General features: G+C 57.4%; 13 protein-coding genes, 3 tRNA genes and 1 pseudogene. 11 read left to right on the top strand and 6 right to left on the bottom strand.

All coding sequences use genetic code 11. The annotated features are described in order from the left end of the window. Positions 1-8: 8 nt before the first annotated feature. Together cheD and BN1118_RS04285 are read left to right on the top strand one after the other, a co-directional pair. The gene (gene cheD / locus BN1118_RS04290) at positions 9-479 is read left to right on the top strand and encodes a chemoreceptor glutamine deamidase CheD (RefSeq protein ID WP_043135062.1); all 471 of its coding nucleotides are present in this window, start codon (positions 9-11) and stop codon (positions 477-479) included. Positions 480-491: 12 nt separating this feature from the next. Further along, positions 492-1,553: a protein-glutamate methylesterase/protein-glutamine glutaminase gene (locus tag BN1118_RS04285; RefSeq protein WP_043554699.1), complete on the top strand. Its 1,062-nt coding sequence runs from the start codon at positions 492-494 to the stop codon at positions 1,551-1,553. A gap of 53 nt (positions 1,554-1,606) precedes the next feature. On the opposite strand, the gene BN1118_RS04280 is transcribed toward BN1118_RS04285, so the two are convergent. After that, positions 1,607-2,839 (bottom strand): cysteine desulfurase-like protein, encoded by a 1,233-nt coding sequence (locus BN1118_RS04280; RefSeq protein WP_043554698.1) that lies wholly within the window; start codon positions 2,837-2,839, stop codon positions 1,607-1,609. A 346-nt stretch (positions 2,840-3,185) separates the two neighbouring features. On the opposite strand from BN1118_RS04280, the gene BN1118_RS04275 reads away from it, so the two are divergent. From BN1118_RS04275 to BN1118_RS04260, 4 genes are all read left to right on the top strand, one after another. Further along, positions 3,186-3,270, top strand: a tRNA-Tyr gene (locus BN1118_RS04275). 39 nt (positions 3,271-3,309) lie between these two features. Further along, positions 3,310-3,394: transfer RNA gene (locus BN1118_RS04270), tRNA-Tyr, on the top strand. 44 nt (positions 3,395-3,438) lie between these two features. Further along, positions 3,439-3,523, top strand: a tRNA-Tyr gene (locus BN1118_RS04265). A 138-nt stretch (positions 3,524-3,661) separates the two neighbouring features. Further along, a complete protein-coding gene (locus BN1118_RS04260) occupies positions 3,662-3,940 on the top strand; it encodes a hypothetical protein (protein ID WP_043554697.1) in 279 nt (92 codons plus the stop codon). Positions 3,941-3,949: 9 nt separating this feature from the next. Here BN1118_RS04260 and BN1118_RS04255 read toward each other — a convergent pair whose 3' ends face one another. After that, positions 3,950-7,366, bottom strand: a complete 3,417-nt coding sequence (locus BN1118_RS04255) for an ATP-binding protein (protein ID WP_043554696.1) — start codon at positions 7,364-7,366, stop codon at positions 3,950-3,952. 75 nt (positions 7,367-7,441) lie between these two features. Here BN1118_RS04255 and BN1118_RS04250 point away from each other — a divergent pair, with 75 nt between their 5' ends. Continuing rightward, positions 7,442-8,128 carry a response regulator gene (locus BN1118_RS04250; protein WP_244463573.1) on the top strand — a complete coding sequence of 229 codons (687 nt, stop codon included), beginning with the start codon at positions 7,442-7,444 and terminating at the stop codon, positions 8,126-8,128. 28 nt (positions 8,129-8,156) lie between these two features. Here BN1118_RS04250 and BN1118_RS21565 read toward each other — a convergent pair whose 3' ends face one another. The 4 genes from BN1118_RS21565 to BN1118_RS04235 all read right to left on the bottom strand — a co-directional run bounded on the left by BN1118_RS21565 (position 8,157) and on the right by BN1118_RS04235 (position 13,117). Further along, on the bottom strand, positions 8,157-9,344 hold the full coding sequence (locus BN1118_RS21565) for a hypothetical protein (RefSeq protein ID WP_156994816.1): 1,188 nt from the start codon (positions 9,342-9,344) through the stop codon (positions 8,157-8,159). Positions 9,345-9,366: 22 nt separating this feature from the next. Further along, the gene (locus tag BN1118_RS04245; protein ID WP_043554694.1) at positions 9,367-11,805 is read right to left on the bottom strand and encodes a fimbrial biogenesis outer membrane usher protein; all 2,439 of its coding nucleotides are present in this window, start codon (positions 11,803-11,805) and stop codon (positions 9,367-9,369) included. A gap of 67 nt (positions 11,806-11,872) precedes the next feature. Further along, entirely contained in the window at positions 11,873-12,364 is a 492-nt protein-coding gene (locus tag BN1118_RS04240; RefSeq protein WP_043135071.1) for a CS1 type fimbrial major subunit, read from the bottom strand. Positions 12,365-12,394: 30 nt separating this feature from the next. Further along, entirely contained in the window at positions 12,395-13,117 is a 723-nt protein-coding gene (locus BN1118_RS04235; RefSeq protein WP_043554693.1) for a hypothetical protein, read from the bottom strand. Positions 13,118-13,355: 238 nt separating this feature from the next. Here BN1118_RS04235 and BN1118_RS04230 point away from each other — a divergent pair, with 238 nt between their 5' ends. The 4 genes and pseudogenes from BN1118_RS04230 to BN1118_RS21555 form a co-directional block, all read left to right on the top strand. Further along, positions 13,356-14,093 carry an EAL domain-containing protein gene (locus tag BN1118_RS04230; protein WP_043554692.1) on the top strand — a complete coding sequence of 246 codons (738 nt, stop codon included), beginning with the start codon at positions 13,356-13,358 and terminating at the stop codon, positions 14,091-14,093. A 239-nt stretch (positions 14,094-14,332) separates the two neighbouring features. Continuing rightward, positions 14,333-15,694, top strand: a complete 1,362-nt coding sequence (gene trhP / locus BN1118_RS04225; protein ID WP_005311829.1) for a prephenate-dependent tRNA uridine(34) hydroxylase TrhP — start codon at positions 14,333-14,335, stop codon at positions 15,692-15,694. Between the two features lies 1 nt (position 15,695). Next, positions 15,696-15,944 carry a YfhL family 4Fe-4S dicluster ferredoxin gene (locus BN1118_RS04220; RefSeq protein WP_021140912.1) on the top strand — a complete coding sequence of 83 codons (249 nt, stop codon included), beginning with the start codon at positions 15,696-15,698 and terminating at the stop codon, positions 15,942-15,944. Positions 15,945-16,064: 120 nt separating this feature from the next. Next, positions 16,065-16,148: pseudogene (locus BN1118_RS21555) on the top strand (YfhL family 4Fe-4S dicluster ferredoxin); the annotation flags it as partial. Positions 16,149-16,213: the final 65 nt, after the last annotated feature.

The raw sequence follows: 16,213 nt of genomic DNA, 5'->3' as shown, positions 1-16,213 counted from the left end.
GTTTCAAGATGAAAGAGATAGTGCTGCAACCGGGAGAGTTCTTTTTTGGTCAGGACGACACCATCATCCGCACCCATCTGGGCTCCTGCGTGGCCATTACCATGTGGCACCCTGAGCAGAAACGGGGTGGCATGTGCCACTACATGCTACCCAGCCGTGGCCACAACGATGACGGGCTGGATGGCCGCTATGCGGATGAGGCAATCCAGTTGTTTATCAATGAAATAAGCAAGTACCCCGCCCCCATTCACGAATACGAGGTCAAGTTGTTCGGCGGCGGCAACATGTTTATCGAACAGCAGACACTCAACACCATGAATGTGGCCATTAAAAACATCAAGGCGGCCTGGCAACTGACGCAGCACCTAGGGCTGTCGATCAAGGCTCATCATCTCGGACATGCAGGACACAGAAGCCTGATTTTTGAACTGGCCAACGGCAATGTCTGGGTACGCCATCACCGGCTGCCACATCGTTAAGGGAACTGGGCTATGAAACAGATCAAGGTCATGCTGGTGGATGACTCCGCCGTGGTCAGGCAGGTATTGCAGGCCATTCTGGAACAGGAGCCTGATATCAAGGTGATTGCCACCGCGTCTGACCCGCTGTTTGCACTGGAGAAGCTGAAAAAAGAGTGGCCCGACGTGATAGTGCTGGATGTGGAGATGCCGCGCATGGATGGCATCACCTTTCTCACCAAGATCATGGCCGAGCACCCCACCCCAGTGGTGATCTGCTCTTCCCTCACCGAGAAGGGGGCGGAAACCACGCTGCAGGCCATGGCCGCCGGCGCAGTGGACATCATCACCAAGCCCACGATCGGCCTCAAAAGCTTTCTGCAGGAGTCGGCGCAAGCGCTGGCCATGGCGGTGCGCGCCGCTGCCCAGGCCAATGTCAAACGACTGGGCAAGGCGCCTGTGGCCACAGTCGCCGCCAAACTCAACGCCGACGCTATCATGCCCGCGGCCAGCCAGCATGCAATGGCCCAGACCACGGAGCGGATCGTGGCGATCGGCACCTCCACCGGCGGCACCCAGGCGCTGGAAGCCGTGCTGACGACCCTGCCTCGCGTCTGTCCCGGCATCGTCATAGTGCAACACATGCCGGAGAAGTTCACCGCCTCCTTCGCCGAGCGGCTCAACAACATATGCCAGATCGAAGTCAGGGAGGCGAAGAGCAATGACAGGGTCATTCCGGGTCTGGCGCTCATAGCGCCGGGGGGCAAGCACATGCTGCTCAAGCGCAGCGGCGCCTACTATCACGTCGATGTGATGGACGGCCCCCTCATCAACCGTCACCGCCCCTCGGTGGATGTGCTGTTTCGATCCGTGGCCAAGTTTGCCGGTGGCAATGCCACCGGCATCATAATGACGGGAATGGGGGATGATGGTGCGCGCGGGCTAAGAGAGATGCTGGAGGCGGGCGCCAACACCTTCGCCCAGGATGAGGCCTCCTGCGTGGTGTTCGGCATGCCCAAGGAGGCCATCAAGCTCGGGGCCGCCCGCCACATACTGCCACTGCAGGATATTCACCACGCCATAGTGGGTCGCTAGCAGGCAGCAGACATATGAGGCGACACGGCCCGGCATCCCCGGGCTGTGCTGTTTTAATACGGCATGTCATCGAGCAGAGCGAACAGCCGATCGATCTCGGCCTGCGTGTTGTAGTGCATGCAGCCCACCCGCAACACTCCCTCACTCACCCCCAACTGTTCCACCAGCGCCAGCGCATAGAAGTGGCCGGCCCAGCTGCATACCTGATGCTGGCCGAGATACTCGGCCATCTCGGTCGGCGTATGGCGGCTCGAGGTGATGGCGAAGGTCGGGGTGCGCCCCTGACTGTCGTTGATGCCGTGCAGGGTGAACCAGGGCCGTTCGGCCAGCCTGGCCAGCAGATGGGCGCCGAGCTGCTGCTCATGGGCCCGGCTGCGGGCAAATGCCATATCGAGACGCGCCTCCAGATCATGTTCGGCGGCGTCCAGCCCGGACAGCGAAGCCAGATATTCGACCGTCGCCTCCACCCCGGCCAGGGCTTCCCAGTTCTGGGTGCCAGTCTCCCACTTGTAGGGCGCCACATTCTTGGCCGGTTCGACTTTGTAGGGCGTGAACCGTTCCAGATGACGGTGCTTGCCATACAGGATGCCGAGGTGCGGGCCGAAGAACTTGTAGGCGGAGCAGCCGAGGAAATCACAATCCCAGGCCTGCACGTCGATGCGCTCGTGGGGCGCAAAGTGGACCGCATCCACATACAGCAGAGCCCCGACCCCGTGCACGGCATCGGCAATGCGGGGAATATCGACCAGAGTGCCCGTGGTATTGGATGCCGCAGTGACCGCCACCAGCCGGGTCTTGGGGCCCAGCAGCGTCAGCAGATGCGCATAGTCGAGCCCGCCGCTCGCCACATCCACCCGCACCTGATGCACCACAACGCCGCGATCGGCCGCCGCCTGCTGCCAGCTCGACACGTTGGAATAGTGATCCAGCGCGCTGACGATGATCTCGTCCCCCGCCTGCCACTCCCGAGACAGGGCACGGCTGACCGCAAACGTCAGAGTGGTGAAGTTGGCACCAAAGACGATCTCTTCAGCCCGATCCGCCCCCAGCAGGGTCGCCACGGCCTGCCTTGCTCGCTGCGCCTGCTGCTCCGTGGCGCGGGCCGAGAAGAAGGGACCACCCAGGTTGGCGTTGAAGTGGCCGAGATAGTCGGTCATGGCCGTGAGCACGGGCCGAGGCACCTGAGCGCCGCCCGGGCCGTCGAAGAAGATGGGGGTCTTGCCATCAACCAGTTGATTGAGGGCGGGAAACTGGCCGCGCAACACGGCGATATCGAGAGCCTGCATAGAAGAGTCCACAGTCCATGTTAACAGTTGAATAACATGGCGAGAGTAAAATGGTGCAGCAGCAATGTCCATCCGTGAACCGGTCAACCATCACAGTTACAAGATGAGGCCATATTTTCAGTAGAAAATGCTGAGGAGTCGCACATGGCCCACCCGCCCCATCAGTGCCTGCCGGCACGGGTCTCTCGCCGCATTCATGCCGGGAATCGACATAGAAGTCGTTGATAAGGATGAAAAATGAGCGAAAGATATCAAAAAATGACCGACTCGCACTTTTTTGTCGCCAGATATCACCAGAAGGGGTTCACAAAGCTGCCGGATCTGATAGTATGCGCCTCGCACTTGGGGAGGGGTTCCCGAGCGGCCAAAGGGATCAGACTGTAAATCTGACGGCTCTGCCTTCGAAGGTTCGAATCCTTCTCCCTCCACCATTCAAGTGCAATAGTAGTGACAATCAGGAAATACCCCGTGGAGGGGTTCCCGAGCGGCCAAAGGGATCAGACTGTAAATCTGACGGCTCTGCCTTCGAAGGTTCGAATCCTTCTCCCTCCACCATTTTCCCGATTGCAATGGCTGAATAACCTATGCTTTGCCCCTGTGGAGGGGTTCCCGAGCGGCCAAAGGGATCAGACTGTAAATCTGACGGCTCTGCCTTCGAAGGTTCGAATCCTTCTCCCTCCACCATCATTTAAAAGACCCGGCCCAGAGCCGGGTTTTTGCTTTGTAAAAATGACTCCATTTGACACTGTCAGATCTGACAATTGCATCAGCTATTCTTTTTGGAAACAGTAGTGCTCACACAGTTCGGAGTCATGGATCGCCATGTTTGAGATTTGGGATGAGACGGGACAGGCAAACGGCTTGACGCTACCACAGTTGCGGCAGCGGCTGGCCAGCTATCGAGGCGAGGTCATGGTGCGCTACACCAATCGCATCGGCCTGCCGACGACTCTGTTCCTGACCGTCGATCAGGGACTGGCTTATCAGCGCTTCAAGGCGGATAAACCCCTGCTCGACTGGGCCTGGCTGGCGCAAGCCGTGCACGCGATCGACCCGGGCAGGGAACCCATGATCTCCTATCTAGGCGCCGTCTCCCGCTGATATTCCCTCTCAAGACAGGGCAAGCAAGACGGTCAGCTCATCGACAATCTGCTGCAACAGGGCCCTGAAGTCGGCCAGCTCGGCTTCACACTGCCCGGCCCCCTCCCTGCGGATCTTCTCCTCCAGATGCCAGGCTTGCTGTGCCAGATCGCTCACCATCATCATGGAGATGGTGCCAGCCTGACGGTGCACCCAGTTCGCCAGCGCCTTGTCGTCGTCATGCACCAGCGCCAGGGATTGCTCCAGCTCCTGGCGAAACAGGGTCAACATCTGCTCAAACGGTGCCCCTACCCCGAAGAAACTTTGCAGTGATGCGGGATCGAGCAGCCTGGGGGCCGGCAACATGTGCCACTTCGTCAGCATCTGGCGAAGCCCGTCCAGCAGCACTGGCTTGCCCAGCACATCGTTCATGCCTGCCGCCAGGCAACGCTGCGCCTGTTCCGGCATCACATTGGCCGTCATGGCAATGATGGGGAGCCGCGCCAGCCCCTCGGTAGCACGCACCTGGCGGGTAAAGTCATAGCCATCCATCACCGGCATCTGGCAATCACACAGGATCAGGTCATAGCTATGCTCTGCCAGCATGGCAAGCGCCTGCTGACCATTCTCGGCCAGATCGCACACCAGATTCAGCTGCCTGAGCTGACGCTGCACCAGCACCTGGTTGATGCGATGATCCTCGACCACCAGCAAACGACCAGGCAATGGGGCAATGGCTGGCTCGACCGCGAGATGATCGGGTAGCAGTTGCTCGCCCCAACCAAGCTGGCGATAGCAGACCTCCCGCACCGCCTGCCAGGTCAGGGGATTGCTGTTGAGCCAGAACTGCCCCTCCCGCCACTGATACCCCAGGGTATTGCCCAGCGGCGCGATACAGATGCGGTTATCCGGTTGACTCGCGACATCGCCAAAGACCAGATCGGCCGTCTGCGGGTCATCGCTTATCTGCACGCCCAGCGACAGCAGGTGCAGTCGCAAGGTATGGCGCAGCTTGCCATCGGCCAGCGCCATGAAAGCGCTCAAGCCGGCGAGCATGGGATCATGTTCACGCCGCTGTTCCAGCGGCAGCGTGACCGACAGCCCGATACAGGTTCCAAGCCCGGGGGCGCTTTCCAGCCTGAGATCCCCCCCCATCAGCTCGGCCAGGGTATGGCTGATGCTGAGACCCAGCCCGGTTCCGCCATAGCTGCGGGTAGTAGCGCCATCGGCCTGCTCAAAGGCGTTGAAGATGCGGGCCTGCACCTCGGCGCTCATGCCGATGCCGGTATCCTGCACCCCGAGCAGCAACTGCTGCTCTCCGTCCGTTTGCTTCTCCAGCCTGATCGACAGTTCGATGAAACCGCGCTCGGTGAACTTGATGGCATTGCTGACGAGGTTGAACAGTACCTGCTTGAGGCGCAACACATCGCCACAAAAACGGGCGCCCACCTCGTCATCGACACGCAGATAGATCTGCAAATCCTTGCGCAGCACCTCGCTGCTGGTCATGGTCAGCACGTTGTCGATAAGCTCGCGCAGCAGGAAGCTGGTGGGTGCCAACCTCATCTTGCCCGCATCCAGCTTGGAGTAATCCAGTACGTTGCCGATCAGTTGCAGCAGCCCGTCCGCCCCCTGGTTGATGATGGCCACCATCTGCCGTTGCTCCAGATCGAGCGATGTAAAGCTCAACTGCTCCGCCATGCCGACTATGCCATTCATGGGGGTACGGATTTCGTGGCTCATGGTGGCCAGAAATTCAGCCTTCTTGCTGGCCGCAAGCTCGGCGAGCTCCTTGGCCCGCGCCAGGGCTGCCTCCACCTGACGACGGCGCAAAATCTCCTGGCGCAAGCGCCAATAAGCGATGGAGAGCGCGAGGATAAACAAGGTGATACCGGCACCGACGGGGATCAGGGTACGGATCAGCTTTTGCCACGGAATGCCTTCGCTGTAGTTCACTGCCAGCCAGGTATTGCGGATCTGCTGGCGCTCCTTGTCGCTCATGCTGGCCAGCACCCGATTGATCAGCGGCAACAAGGGGGTATAGGGTTCGCGCACCGCCACCGCCAGCTCATCCTTGAACGGAGTGGGTGCCACTATATGCAGGCTGTCATCGAACCGCTCATTGATAAGCCGTGATATCACAACCAGATTGCCCATATAGGCATCCCCAGCCCCTGCCGCCACCATGGCCAGCCCCTCCTCCGGGCCGGGCACCACTGTGATCCGGATGTCCGGAATACGTGCCTTCAGCCCTGCGGTCAGCATGCTGTCAGTCACGATCAGATGCTTGCCCGCCAGTTCGGCAATGCCACCAATGGTGGTGCTACCACGGGCCATGGCGATGACCACGGGAAAGGAGGTAATGGGCTGACTCAGCTGCCAACCCAGCATCTGGCGGTTGATGCGGGTGGGAATGATGGTCAGATCCACCTCCTGATGCAGCAGCGCCTGCAGCAGCTCGGGCCAGCTTTGATCCGCATCGTAGAGATACACCAGCCCCAGCTTGTCCTTGAACAGCGCAAGATAGTCACCGATAAGACCTGCTACCTTGCCTTGGCTGTCCGTATAGGAAAAAGGCATCCAGCCCTGGATAAAGCCCAACTTCAACGGCGGTAAATGAGAGAGCCACTCCCGCTCATCGGGCCGCAGCAAAAAAGCACTGTGGCCCAGAAAACTCAGGCTGTTGTCACCCAGCCAGCGCTGCTCCAGGGTACTGCGCTGCTCCACCGTCAGCGCCTGAATGGCCGTATCAAAGCGGACCCCCAACCTGGACTTATGATTGCTGATGCCCAGATAGAGGCTCTCCATCAACAAAGGGGACTGGGCCACCACAGCCAGTTCGGGGTGCCGGGCAATAAATTGATTGGTGACATGCAGGTTGCCGATATAGGCATCGGCCTGTTTGTCCAGCACAGCCTGCAAGGCCGAGCTGGAGTCCTGAAACAGAATGCGGGAGACATCGGGATAATGGATCCTGACCAGTTTTTCGGTCAGAAAACCGGCTTCGATGGCGATGCGAGATTGATTCAAGCCACTGACATCACGAAAGAAAGGGGAATCATGGCGCACCACGACCACGGTTGGTGACGAATAATAAGGACGCGTGTATGAAATACATTCCCGCTCTTCCGCACGAAAAGCATCCAGCAAAATATCGACCTCACCACGACAACTGGCCGCATATAACCGGTTCCAGTCGGGGTAGACTTTCCACTCAATTCGGTAATCAAGATTTCTGGCCAAGATGCTGATCAGCTCGACACTGAAGCCGCTGCCATTATGTCCATCCCACTGCTGAAATGGCCCCCAGCCGCCCACCAACAATCCGGCTTTTATTACCGGCATAGCTGACTTGTTAGCAGCCTGGAGTGGCTGGCAAAATATGCAGATATTAAATACCAATATGACGATTATGCATCGAAATATCGTCACGAGGGGACACCTCATAGTGTCAATCCTGAAAAAGGTGACATCATATAAACGCTCGAAAAAATGCGGGGCGCAAAGTAGTATAGAAATGGAATGTTTGATAGTTTAAATATTATTCACCGTTTTATATGGGGCTCACCTATGTCTTTCAAGATCATTCTTGCCGACGACCATCCGCTCATACTGACCGGGATCCGCAGCCTTATTGCACACAATCAACCTGGTTGCGAGGTTGTTGCCGAGGCGCATCAAGTCTCCGAACTCTTAAACACATTGCAGCAACATAGCTGCGATTTGTTGATCACCGATTTCAGCATGCCAGGAGATGAACGCAGCGATGGGCTGACCATGATCCAGCAATTGAAACGAGATTATCCTACCCTGCCTATTATCGTGCTGACCCAGATCCACAATGCCGGTATCTTGCAGTCACTGATCCAATTGGGGGTGAGCGGTGTCCTGCTCAAAAAAGCGGTGATCAGCGAATTATCCGATGCCATTCGCCAGATATTATCCGGACACAGCTATATCGGCAGTTCGGTGAAAACCCTGCTGGCCGAAGCGGGCCTGGATCACCAGACCAGCCTGGTGCAACTTACCCCCAAGGAGAGTGAAGTTGTGCGCCTGTTGGCCAGCGGCATGTCCGTCACTCAGGTGGCCGAGTACCTGCACCGCAGCGTCAAGACCATCAGCACCCAGAAAAAGAGCGCCATGCTGCGGCTCGGCCTGCAAAGCGATAGTGCCCTGTTCCACTATGCCAAGGAGCAGGGACTGGCTTGAACCTTGACCGGACCACGTCACGGTCAGCTTAAATTGCAGCATCATAGATAATAGCCACATTACCTTTATAAGTGCTTCCCGGAGACTTCATCATCTCGGTCAAGGCTGGTTTATCTACCTTGAATATAAGAATACGCGCTGCATCTTTTGACTGGCCTGAGAATAGTTTTTTTGTTATAGCTCTTAAAACAAACTCTTCTTTTGCTCCATTCTGATAAATAACATCAAATCGAGCTTTATGACCAGTGAGAATATTATTTAGCATGCAGTATTCACCATCAACATATTGACAGTTCAACCAAACATTATACGTTGAACTAGCCCATAGCCGATATGGTAACTCCGCAATCAAATAGGGAGGCTGATATGATTTTCCACGATAAATCCAGTCATGCCATCCACCAGGTGGCTGCAATACAACTTTATCACTGCCAGGGGGAAACTCCATTTTTATTTGATGACGAACTGTCATGGTAAAATTAATCGTTAACAGATTGTCTGAATAAGTGCCATTGCCAAAATCTAGATCCTTGTTTCGACCGATTGATAAGACCAAACTCCCTTTATAAACACCATTCTCCATTTTCAGTGGGTCAGGTGCATGTAGTTTATAACCAAGATATATCTTTGATAAAGCAGTGCTCTTGCTGGAAAAAGTAGTTTTGAATTTATTATGATAACATTCCCCACCAGTCAGCTGATTCTCAGGCTTTATATCATAAAGATAATGAACCAGAGATGGACTAGCAAAAGTATTCAGAGAGAACTGACAATCTCCATCAATGTGATCCAACCAGTCTGAATTTTTTACAAGCGCTTCCTTTGCAATATTCGGACTCATTCCTGCGCCAATCTTGGTAAAAAAAAATTTTAATGGATATGATTTTCCACTGCTTTGATGAACAAGAGAAACATCACGAGCACCAACAAATGCTAGGTAAGTAAGTGCATCTATCAAGTTATTATTATTTTTTACTACACGGTCTATTGTTATTGATATAAATAATGGTTGCGACTGGTCTACTGTCGAAGTGCCACTACACCAAAATCCTGACCAAGACTCACTATTACAAGGTGTTGTGTTTATAAATTTTGCACTACCTACTTCATAAGCCGCTGGCTTATATTCTGCGGTCACATCGATAGATGCTGCCTGCACGGGCAACCCAAGCAGCACGACCAGCCACAAACAATAATGCATCACACCGGCTCTCATTATCTCTTCCTACTTTAAGAACTTATTGACTCGCCCAGGCCTGGGCACTGCAGATCAGATCGCCCAGTAACAACACTTCCTGCTGACGTTCGGCTCGGGCCGTGTCCAGCGCCAGATCGCACTGCTGCGACCCCTGATACTCCACCTGCAAGCTGGGATTGCGCTCGCTCATCTCCACTGCAAAGAAGCCATCTGCCTCGCTGACGGTGCGCCCCGCGTGGTTGACCACCATAGCCCCCTTCAATGGCGCCCCCTGCCCATCCAGCAGGCGCCCTATCACTGTCACCGTCTTCATCACCCGGACCTGGTGATAGGCCACCCCACCCTTGTTGAGGTGATAGGGCAGCACGTTGGGGCGAATGCTCACCGAGGGCGCATCGTGCTCTGCCAGATCCAGCTGCACGGCACCACTGCGATAGGCAGTGACGGGTATCAGGTTGCGACCGGGCCGCAACTTGATATTGCCACCCTGATCGTCATAGCCACGCAGGGTCAGCTCGGGCATGTCGGACTCCAGGTCCACTATCATGCCCGCCTCGTACCCTTGGGATTGGCCTGTCATGGTCAGGCTGCCCTCATCACCAAACGCCAGGGTACTGTCGAGGTTGAGCCCCCCGCTCAGCGCCCGGTTATAGGAGGAAGATTGCAGGTGAGCATCACCGCTGACCAACTCCCCCTGAAACCTGGCATAGCCCGCCGTGCCGACGCCGTAACTGTCGGTGGTCAGGTTGGCACCCACGCTCTGCAGGGCGCCCCACTCCAGCAACTGCTGGTACCCGAGCGAGGCGTTGCGCTCCTGCCCACCAGAGCGGGAGGTTCGGCTGCCAATACCGATGGCCAGCAGGCTGCGCTCTCCCCCCAAGTTCATGCTCAGGGAGAGCATGCCACCCCTGTCCCTCGCATGATCGGTACTGATGCTGCCCGGCCGGTCGAACACCGTCAGGTTCCAGCTCACCGTCTGACCGAGCAGATCGCCGTTGTAACGCCAGCCCAGATCGGCCCCCAGCCCCCGCCCCATCTGGTGTGCCAGATAGAGGTTGGCGGAGTGGTGCTCATCGAGCCGCTGCTGCAACGACAGATTGCTCTGCTTGAGGTCGCGGCTCTCCCCGACTTGCCCCTGCTGGCGCTGCTGCTGATGGCTCAGCACCAGGCTGCCTTCGCCATAGTGATACAAAGCCTGCAGATCGAAGCCGCTGCCCAGCGCCTGTGTCGCCATCAGGTTGCCAAACAGCCGCCACTGATCATTCAGGCTCCAGTCGGCCGAGAGACCGTGCTGCCAGCGCTGGTCGATATACTGACTGGATGCCCCGACAATCACCGAAGGGGTGAGCAGATGGTTGAGCATGACGCCGCTGCTCAGGGGCTGGGCATTGTCCTCTTCCCAGTTGCTGAACAAGCGGGTCTGCTGGCCCACAAACAGGTTGAAGCGCCAGCTCTCATCCGGGTTTTGCCAGTTCATCGGCTTGTAGATCATCTCTCTGCGCCGCTCGGTCACCTGACCATCTTCCAGCACACGCAGCTCCACCTCGTAGATGCCGGCGGGCAGTACTTTGGTATCCAGCGCCTGCAAACCCGAGATCACCTGCTGCGAGTTGATGAGCTGCCCATCCCGATAGATCTCGACCATGCCGGGTCGGCTCGGGGTGACATAGACAGGCGTGGTACTGGCCTGGCCCTGCTCTATCAACAGGGTGTCGGAGTCCCCCAGCATGACCCCCAGCACGGTCGGGGTGCCGCCGCCGAACAGGGTGGGCTGACGTACCAGCCCCTGGGCATAGGGCGAGAAGTAGCCCAACCGGTAGAAGTGCCCCCTTCCTTCGTGTTCGGCATAAAGTTGCTGCACATGATGCTGCGCCACCTGCCCGCTGCCGGACTGGCTCACTTCCCCCTCCAGCAGCGGGGTCCACTGGCCTATGCTGCCCTGCGCCATCAGGTTGTAACGGCCACTGCGCTGATCCCCTTCCCCCTGGGTCAGGTTCAACTGGTGACGCAACAGGGCGCCATAGCTGCCCCCGCTGGGCAGGCTGTGATAACGGGTCAGCGGCTGCCCCTTCTCGGCACCAGCCGTCAGCACCGACAACTGGGAGTTCTCCAGGCTGTACTCCAGCGCCAATATCTCATCGGCACACAGATTCTGACATGGACCCAGTCGATGGGATGCCGCCAGCACCTTGCTCCAGCGCTGGCGGGTGCGCTCGTCCAGCTCACTCTCGTGGCTGCTGGTCAGGGCCAGCAGTTGCACGCTGGTGTCTTTGCCCAGCACTATCTCGCCTTCCCCCAACAGCTGCCCATCCACCAGGATGCGCACCGCCAGCGGGACGCCGAAGAAGTGATCGGCAAAGCCATCAGGCAAATCTTCTGCTTGTTGCAGCAGATCAAGGGGTTGTGCAATACGCCCTCCCGTGGCCCAGGCAGGTACGCACAACACAACCAGGAACAACAGGAAAGAGAAATACGGCACGACCTGTCTCACTCTTCTAAACGCAGACAAAAAGGCTCCCCGCGACAGGGAGCCTCCACCCATCGGCTTATGCGCCGCCTTTGGGGGCTTCCGATTCAAATATCATGTTCACCACCCCCTGGTAGTTGCCTGGCTTGTAGCCGGCGACCGGGGCATCCGCCGGGATCACTTCCAGCCCGAGCAACTTGCCGGTCTTGGCATCATCGGTCTTCATTACCTCAGCCGAGGTGGTACCCAAGGTGACGCCGCCAATCTTGACAGTCAGGGCGATGTTGTCATTGCCGCTGGCCATCACGGCCGGGTTGGTCAGATAACCTTTAATCGCGCCTATGGTGCTCTTGGCGTCCAGCTGCTTGCTCAGCGTGTCCAGCTTCTTGGTATAAGGGTTGTAGGCCAGTTTCTGCGGCGTGCTCATCCAGTTGTCCCCACCGGTCGGCTGCACATAGAAAGCCTCGGTCGGGATCTGGGCGGTCACAGTGACCTGATGCTCAATACGTTCGGCAGCCATCAGATTGGCCGACACCAGCATTGCCAGAGGCGCAGCTATCCATACTTTCATCACTCTCTCCTCTCTCGGATATAAGAAACATCAGTGACCAATCACCATGCTTCTGCTCTTGTCACCCTCAATCAGTTCAAACCGATAAAGGTGATCGCTCTTTTTCATCAGTTGCTTCTGCATGTTTGGCAACAGATGGATTTTGCTTGGGGTGGAACAGTTTTTTTTCCGCCCATCACACTCTTCAAAAAAATCCAGCACTATGGTGGCATTGCCTTTATTCACGACAGTCGTCATGGTGTCTGTCTTTATCAACCGGGTATCAAACCGGCTCTCTTTTGGCATCACAAAAATAATGGCGCCAAAACCGGTCAATATATTTACCCCGGCCGAGACTTGCGGCTGACTCTCCTGCACCGTATTGGCATCCAGATCGAACCCATCCTCCTGTTTTGGCAACACAGGAATAAAACGGACCCTGAAATAGCGCTCCTTGTCCCGCTCTCCCATAAACAGCAGCCGAGTCGCCTGCACCCCGTTGGCCGGAATAATCATGCGGGACGGGCTGGCAATCAGCGCCCGGCGTCCCTCGGTCAGCTCCGCCGACTCCTGCGGCTGGCCCGCCGCGTCGTAGGTGATCTCGTGAATGGCAACCTTGACGAAGGCGGTGGCATCGCCCTGATTACGAATGCGCTTCAAATAAGTGCTCTGCTGGCCTGACATATAGTCATAAAGCGTGCCTATGCTGATTTCGGCCGATGCCAGCGCGTTGCCGCTGAATATCAGCGACAAGATAAAATATATTTTCTTCATGACGATTCCAGACTGTTTTTTACATGCAGTGGTTTGTCTTATCAGAATTATTGATTCGCAAAAGACGAACTGGCTGCATATCACTGGAGCCAGTCTATTTATAACCAGGGGGGAAGTTAATCAGAATAGTCCTATATTGACTTGGCAAATTCAGCCGCATTATCAGAGGATTCCTACAGAGCATCCCCCTGTCCCTCCTGTATTATGCGCAGCCATATCCGTCTATCAGGTGAGTGCCATGTTTGCGTTCAAAGAAGAGTATCCGATGAGTGACATGGCAACCGTGGCGGTGGCCGAGGTGGCCGTGCCCTTTTACCAGCCGATCATAGGCCGCGACCGTCAGGTCAAAGGCTATGAGGTACTGGCCCGGCGCTGGGAGCCGGCGCAGCAGAGTTATCAGGGCATCGACTTTCTCTCCCTCAGCCAGGATGAATCCCTGCATCTGGACATCGTCATGCTCAGGGCCATCATGCGCGATCTGCCGACCCTGGCGAAGGCTGGCCCCTATCTACTCTCTATCAACCTCAACCCGACGCTGTGCAGCCCGACCTATCAGAACCTCTTGCTGCTGGTGCTGATCCAGGCGCACAAGGTGGGCATGGAGATCTGGTTCGAAGTGCTGGAGCACGCCCCGCTGCACAGCAAGCACAGGGCGCTGATCGAGGTGCTGCGCGCTCATGGCGCCCACATCGCCTGCGATGACTTCGGCACCCAGGAGTGCAACTTCCAGCGGGTGATGGCGCTGCCCTACGAGATCATCAAGCTGGATCGCTCCCTGCTGCTGCAGGCGGCGCGCACGCCCCATGCCTTCAAGATGCTGACCGGTCTGGTGGAATACCTGCAGCGGCTCGGCATGAAGGTGGTGTGTGAAGGGGTCGAGACCCTGCAACATATCGAGATAGCCAACCGGCTCGGCTGCGACTACCAGCAGGGCTACGCCTACGCCATGCCCTCCCCCCTCTCCCGCTGGGCCTGATCTGGCCCGGACATTCCTCGCGGCTCGCGCCGGCAACCATTGCCTGCCAAATTGCATGATGGCGTGGGGGCGAGTACAATCTCGCACCCCGTATATCAGGTGCATCCCCTGTGATCCTGCATAATGATGTACGCCATCGGGTAGTTGTGACGCGAGCGCCGTCTCGTACCACGGCTCAACCAATCCGGCGCCATCAGGTGGCGCCGTCCTGATTTGCAATCAGATACTAAGAGTCCAACATGTTCAGACCAGAATTGCTCTCCCCCGCCGGGACCCTCAAGAATATGCGTTACGCCTATGCCTATGGCGCCGACGCCGTCTATGCGGGCCAGCCGCGTTACAGCCTGCGGGTGCGCAACAACGAATTCGATCACGAAAATCTGCAGCTCGGCATCAACGAGGCCCACGCGCTGGGCAAGCAGTTCTATGTGGTGGCCAATATCCAGCCCCACAACTCCAAGCTCAAGACCTTCATCCGCGACATGCGCCCCGTGGTGGAGATGAAGCCGGATGCGCTGATCATGTCAGATCCGGGCCTCATCATGATGATGCGCGAAGCCTTCCCGGACATGCCCATCCACCTCTCGGTGCAGGCCAACGCGGTCAACTGGGCCACTGTGAAATTCTGGCATCAGATGGGCCTGACCCGCGCCATCCTCTCCCGCGAGCTGTCGCTCGACGAGATCGAAGAGATCCGCATGCAGGTGCCGGAGATGGAGCTGGAAGTCTTCGTCCACGGTGCCCTCTGCATGGCCTACTCCGGCCGCTGCCTGCTCTCCGGTTACATCAACAAGCGCGACCCCAACCAGGGCACCTGCACCAACTCCTGCCGCTGGGAGTACAAGGTGCACGAAGGCAAGGAAGATGACGTGGGCCAGATAGTCCACCGTCAGGAGCCCATCGCCGTGCGCCCGGACAACACCCTGGGGCTCGGAAAGCCCTCCGATGCCCTGGTGCTGCTGGAAGAGTCCAACCGCCCCGGTGAATACATGACGGCGTTCGAGGACGAGCACGGCACCTACATCATGAACTCCAAGGACCTGCGTGCCGTCGAACACGTGGAGCGCCTGACCAAGATGGGGGTTCATTCGCTGAAAATCGAAGGCCGCACCAAGTCCTTCTACTACTGCGCCCGCACCGCCCAGGTCTATCGCAAGGCCATCGACGACGCGGTCGCCGGTCGTCCGTTCGATCCGACCCTGATGGGCACCCTCGAGAACCTGGCGCACCGTGGCTACACCGAGGGCTTCCTGCGCCGTCACAACCACAGCGAGTACCAGAACTACGACTACGGCTACTCTGTCTCCGACACCCAGCAGTTTGTCGGCGAGATCACCGGTCGCCAGGGCGACATGGTGGAAGTGGAAGTGAAGAACAAGTTCCTGGTGGGCAACAGCCTGGAGCTGATGACGCCGCAGGGCAACGTCAGCTTCAATCTGGAGCAGATGCAGAACCGCAAGGGCGAGCTCATCGACACGGCGCCGGGCAACGGCCACGTGGTCTATGTGCCTGTTCCCAAAGAGATCGACATCAACTACGGCATACTGCTGCGCAACCTCGGCGATCGCCAGGACACCCGTCAGCCGCACTCGGCGGCCTGATATGTCCCTGCTCATCACCGACAAGTGCATCAACTGTGACATGTGCGATCCCGAGTGTCCGAACCAGGCAATCAGCTTAGGGGAGGAGATCTACGAGATAGATCCCAGTCGCTGCACCGAGTGCGTCGGTCACTATGAGAAGCCGACCTGCATCAGCGTCTGCCCCATCGATTGCATCATCTGGGATCCCGCCCACGTGGAGACCGAGGAGCAGTTGCTGGAGAAGTTTGTGCGGATGCACCGGCAGTAGCATCAGCGTCTGCGGCTCATAGACTGCATCATCCGGGATCCCGCCCACGTGGAGACCGAGGAGCAGTTGCTGGAGAAGTTTGTGCGGATGCACCGGCAGTAGCATCAGCGTCTGCGGCTCATAGACTGCATCATCTGGAATCCCGCCCACGTGGAGACCGAAGAGCAGTTGCTGGAGAAGTTTGTGCGGATGCACCGGCAGTAAACGGTCGGCCGGTAGCTACAGCGTCATAAAAAAAGCCCCGCATGCGGGGCTTTTTTACGTTTGGT

It is taken from the genome of Aeromonas bestiarum (assembly GCF_000819745.1).
Classification (GTDB): Bacteria; Pseudomonadota; Gammaproteobacteria; order Enterobacterales; family Aeromonadaceae; genus Aeromonas; species Aeromonas bestiarum.
This window is presented reverse-complemented; position numbering and strand designations above follow the sequence as displayed.

What these genes read in the sequence shown, in the direction of transcription:
- cheD (WP_043135062.1), top strand. Translation starts at nt 9, where the DNA reads ATGAAAGAGATAGTGCTGCAACCGGGAGAGTTCTTTTTTGGTCAGGAC.
- BN1118_RS04285 (WP_043554699.1), top strand. Translation starts at nt 492, where the DNA reads ATGAAACAGATCAAGGTCATGCTGGTGGATGACTCCGCCGTGGTCAGG.
- BN1118_RS04280 (WP_043554698.1), bottom strand. Translation starts at nt 2,839, where the DNA reads ATGCAGGCTCTCGATATCGCCGTGTTGCGCGGCCAGTTTCCCGCCCTC.
- BN1118_RS04260 (WP_043554697.1), top strand. Translation starts at nt 3,662, where the DNA reads ATGTTTGAGATTTGGGATGAGACGGGACAGGCAAACGGCTTGACGCTA.
- BN1118_RS04255 (WP_043554696.1), bottom strand. Translation starts at nt 7,366, where the DNA reads ATGAGGTGTCCCCTCGTGACGATATTTCGATGCATAATCGTCATATTG.
- BN1118_RS04250 (WP_244463573.1), top strand. Translation starts at nt 7,442, where the DNA reads ATGTTTGATAGTTTAAATATTATTCACCGTTTTATATGGGGCTCACCT.
- BN1118_RS21565 (WP_156994816.1), bottom strand. Translation starts at nt 9,344, where the DNA reads ATGAGAGCCGGTGTGATGCATTATTGTTTGTGGCTGGTCGTGCTGCTT.
- BN1118_RS04240 (WP_043135071.1), bottom strand. Translation starts at nt 12,364, where the DNA reads ATGAAAGTATGGATAGCTGCGCCTCTGGCAATGCTGGTGTCGGCCAAT.
- BN1118_RS04235 (WP_043554693.1), bottom strand. Translation starts at nt 13,117, where the DNA reads ATGAAGAAAATATATTTTATCTTGTCGCTGATATTCAGCGGCAACGCG.
- BN1118_RS04230 (WP_043554692.1), top strand. Translation starts at nt 13,356, where the DNA reads ATGTTTGCGTTCAAAGAAGAGTATCCGATGAGTGACATGGCAACCGTG.
- trhP (WP_005311829.1), top strand. Translation starts at nt 14,333, where the DNA reads ATGTTCAGACCAGAATTGCTCTCCCCCGCCGGGACCCTCAAGAATATG.
- BN1118_RS04220 (WP_021140912.1), top strand. Translation starts at nt 15,696, where the DNA reads ATGTCCCTGCTCATCACCGACAAGTGCATCAACTGTGACATGTGCGAT.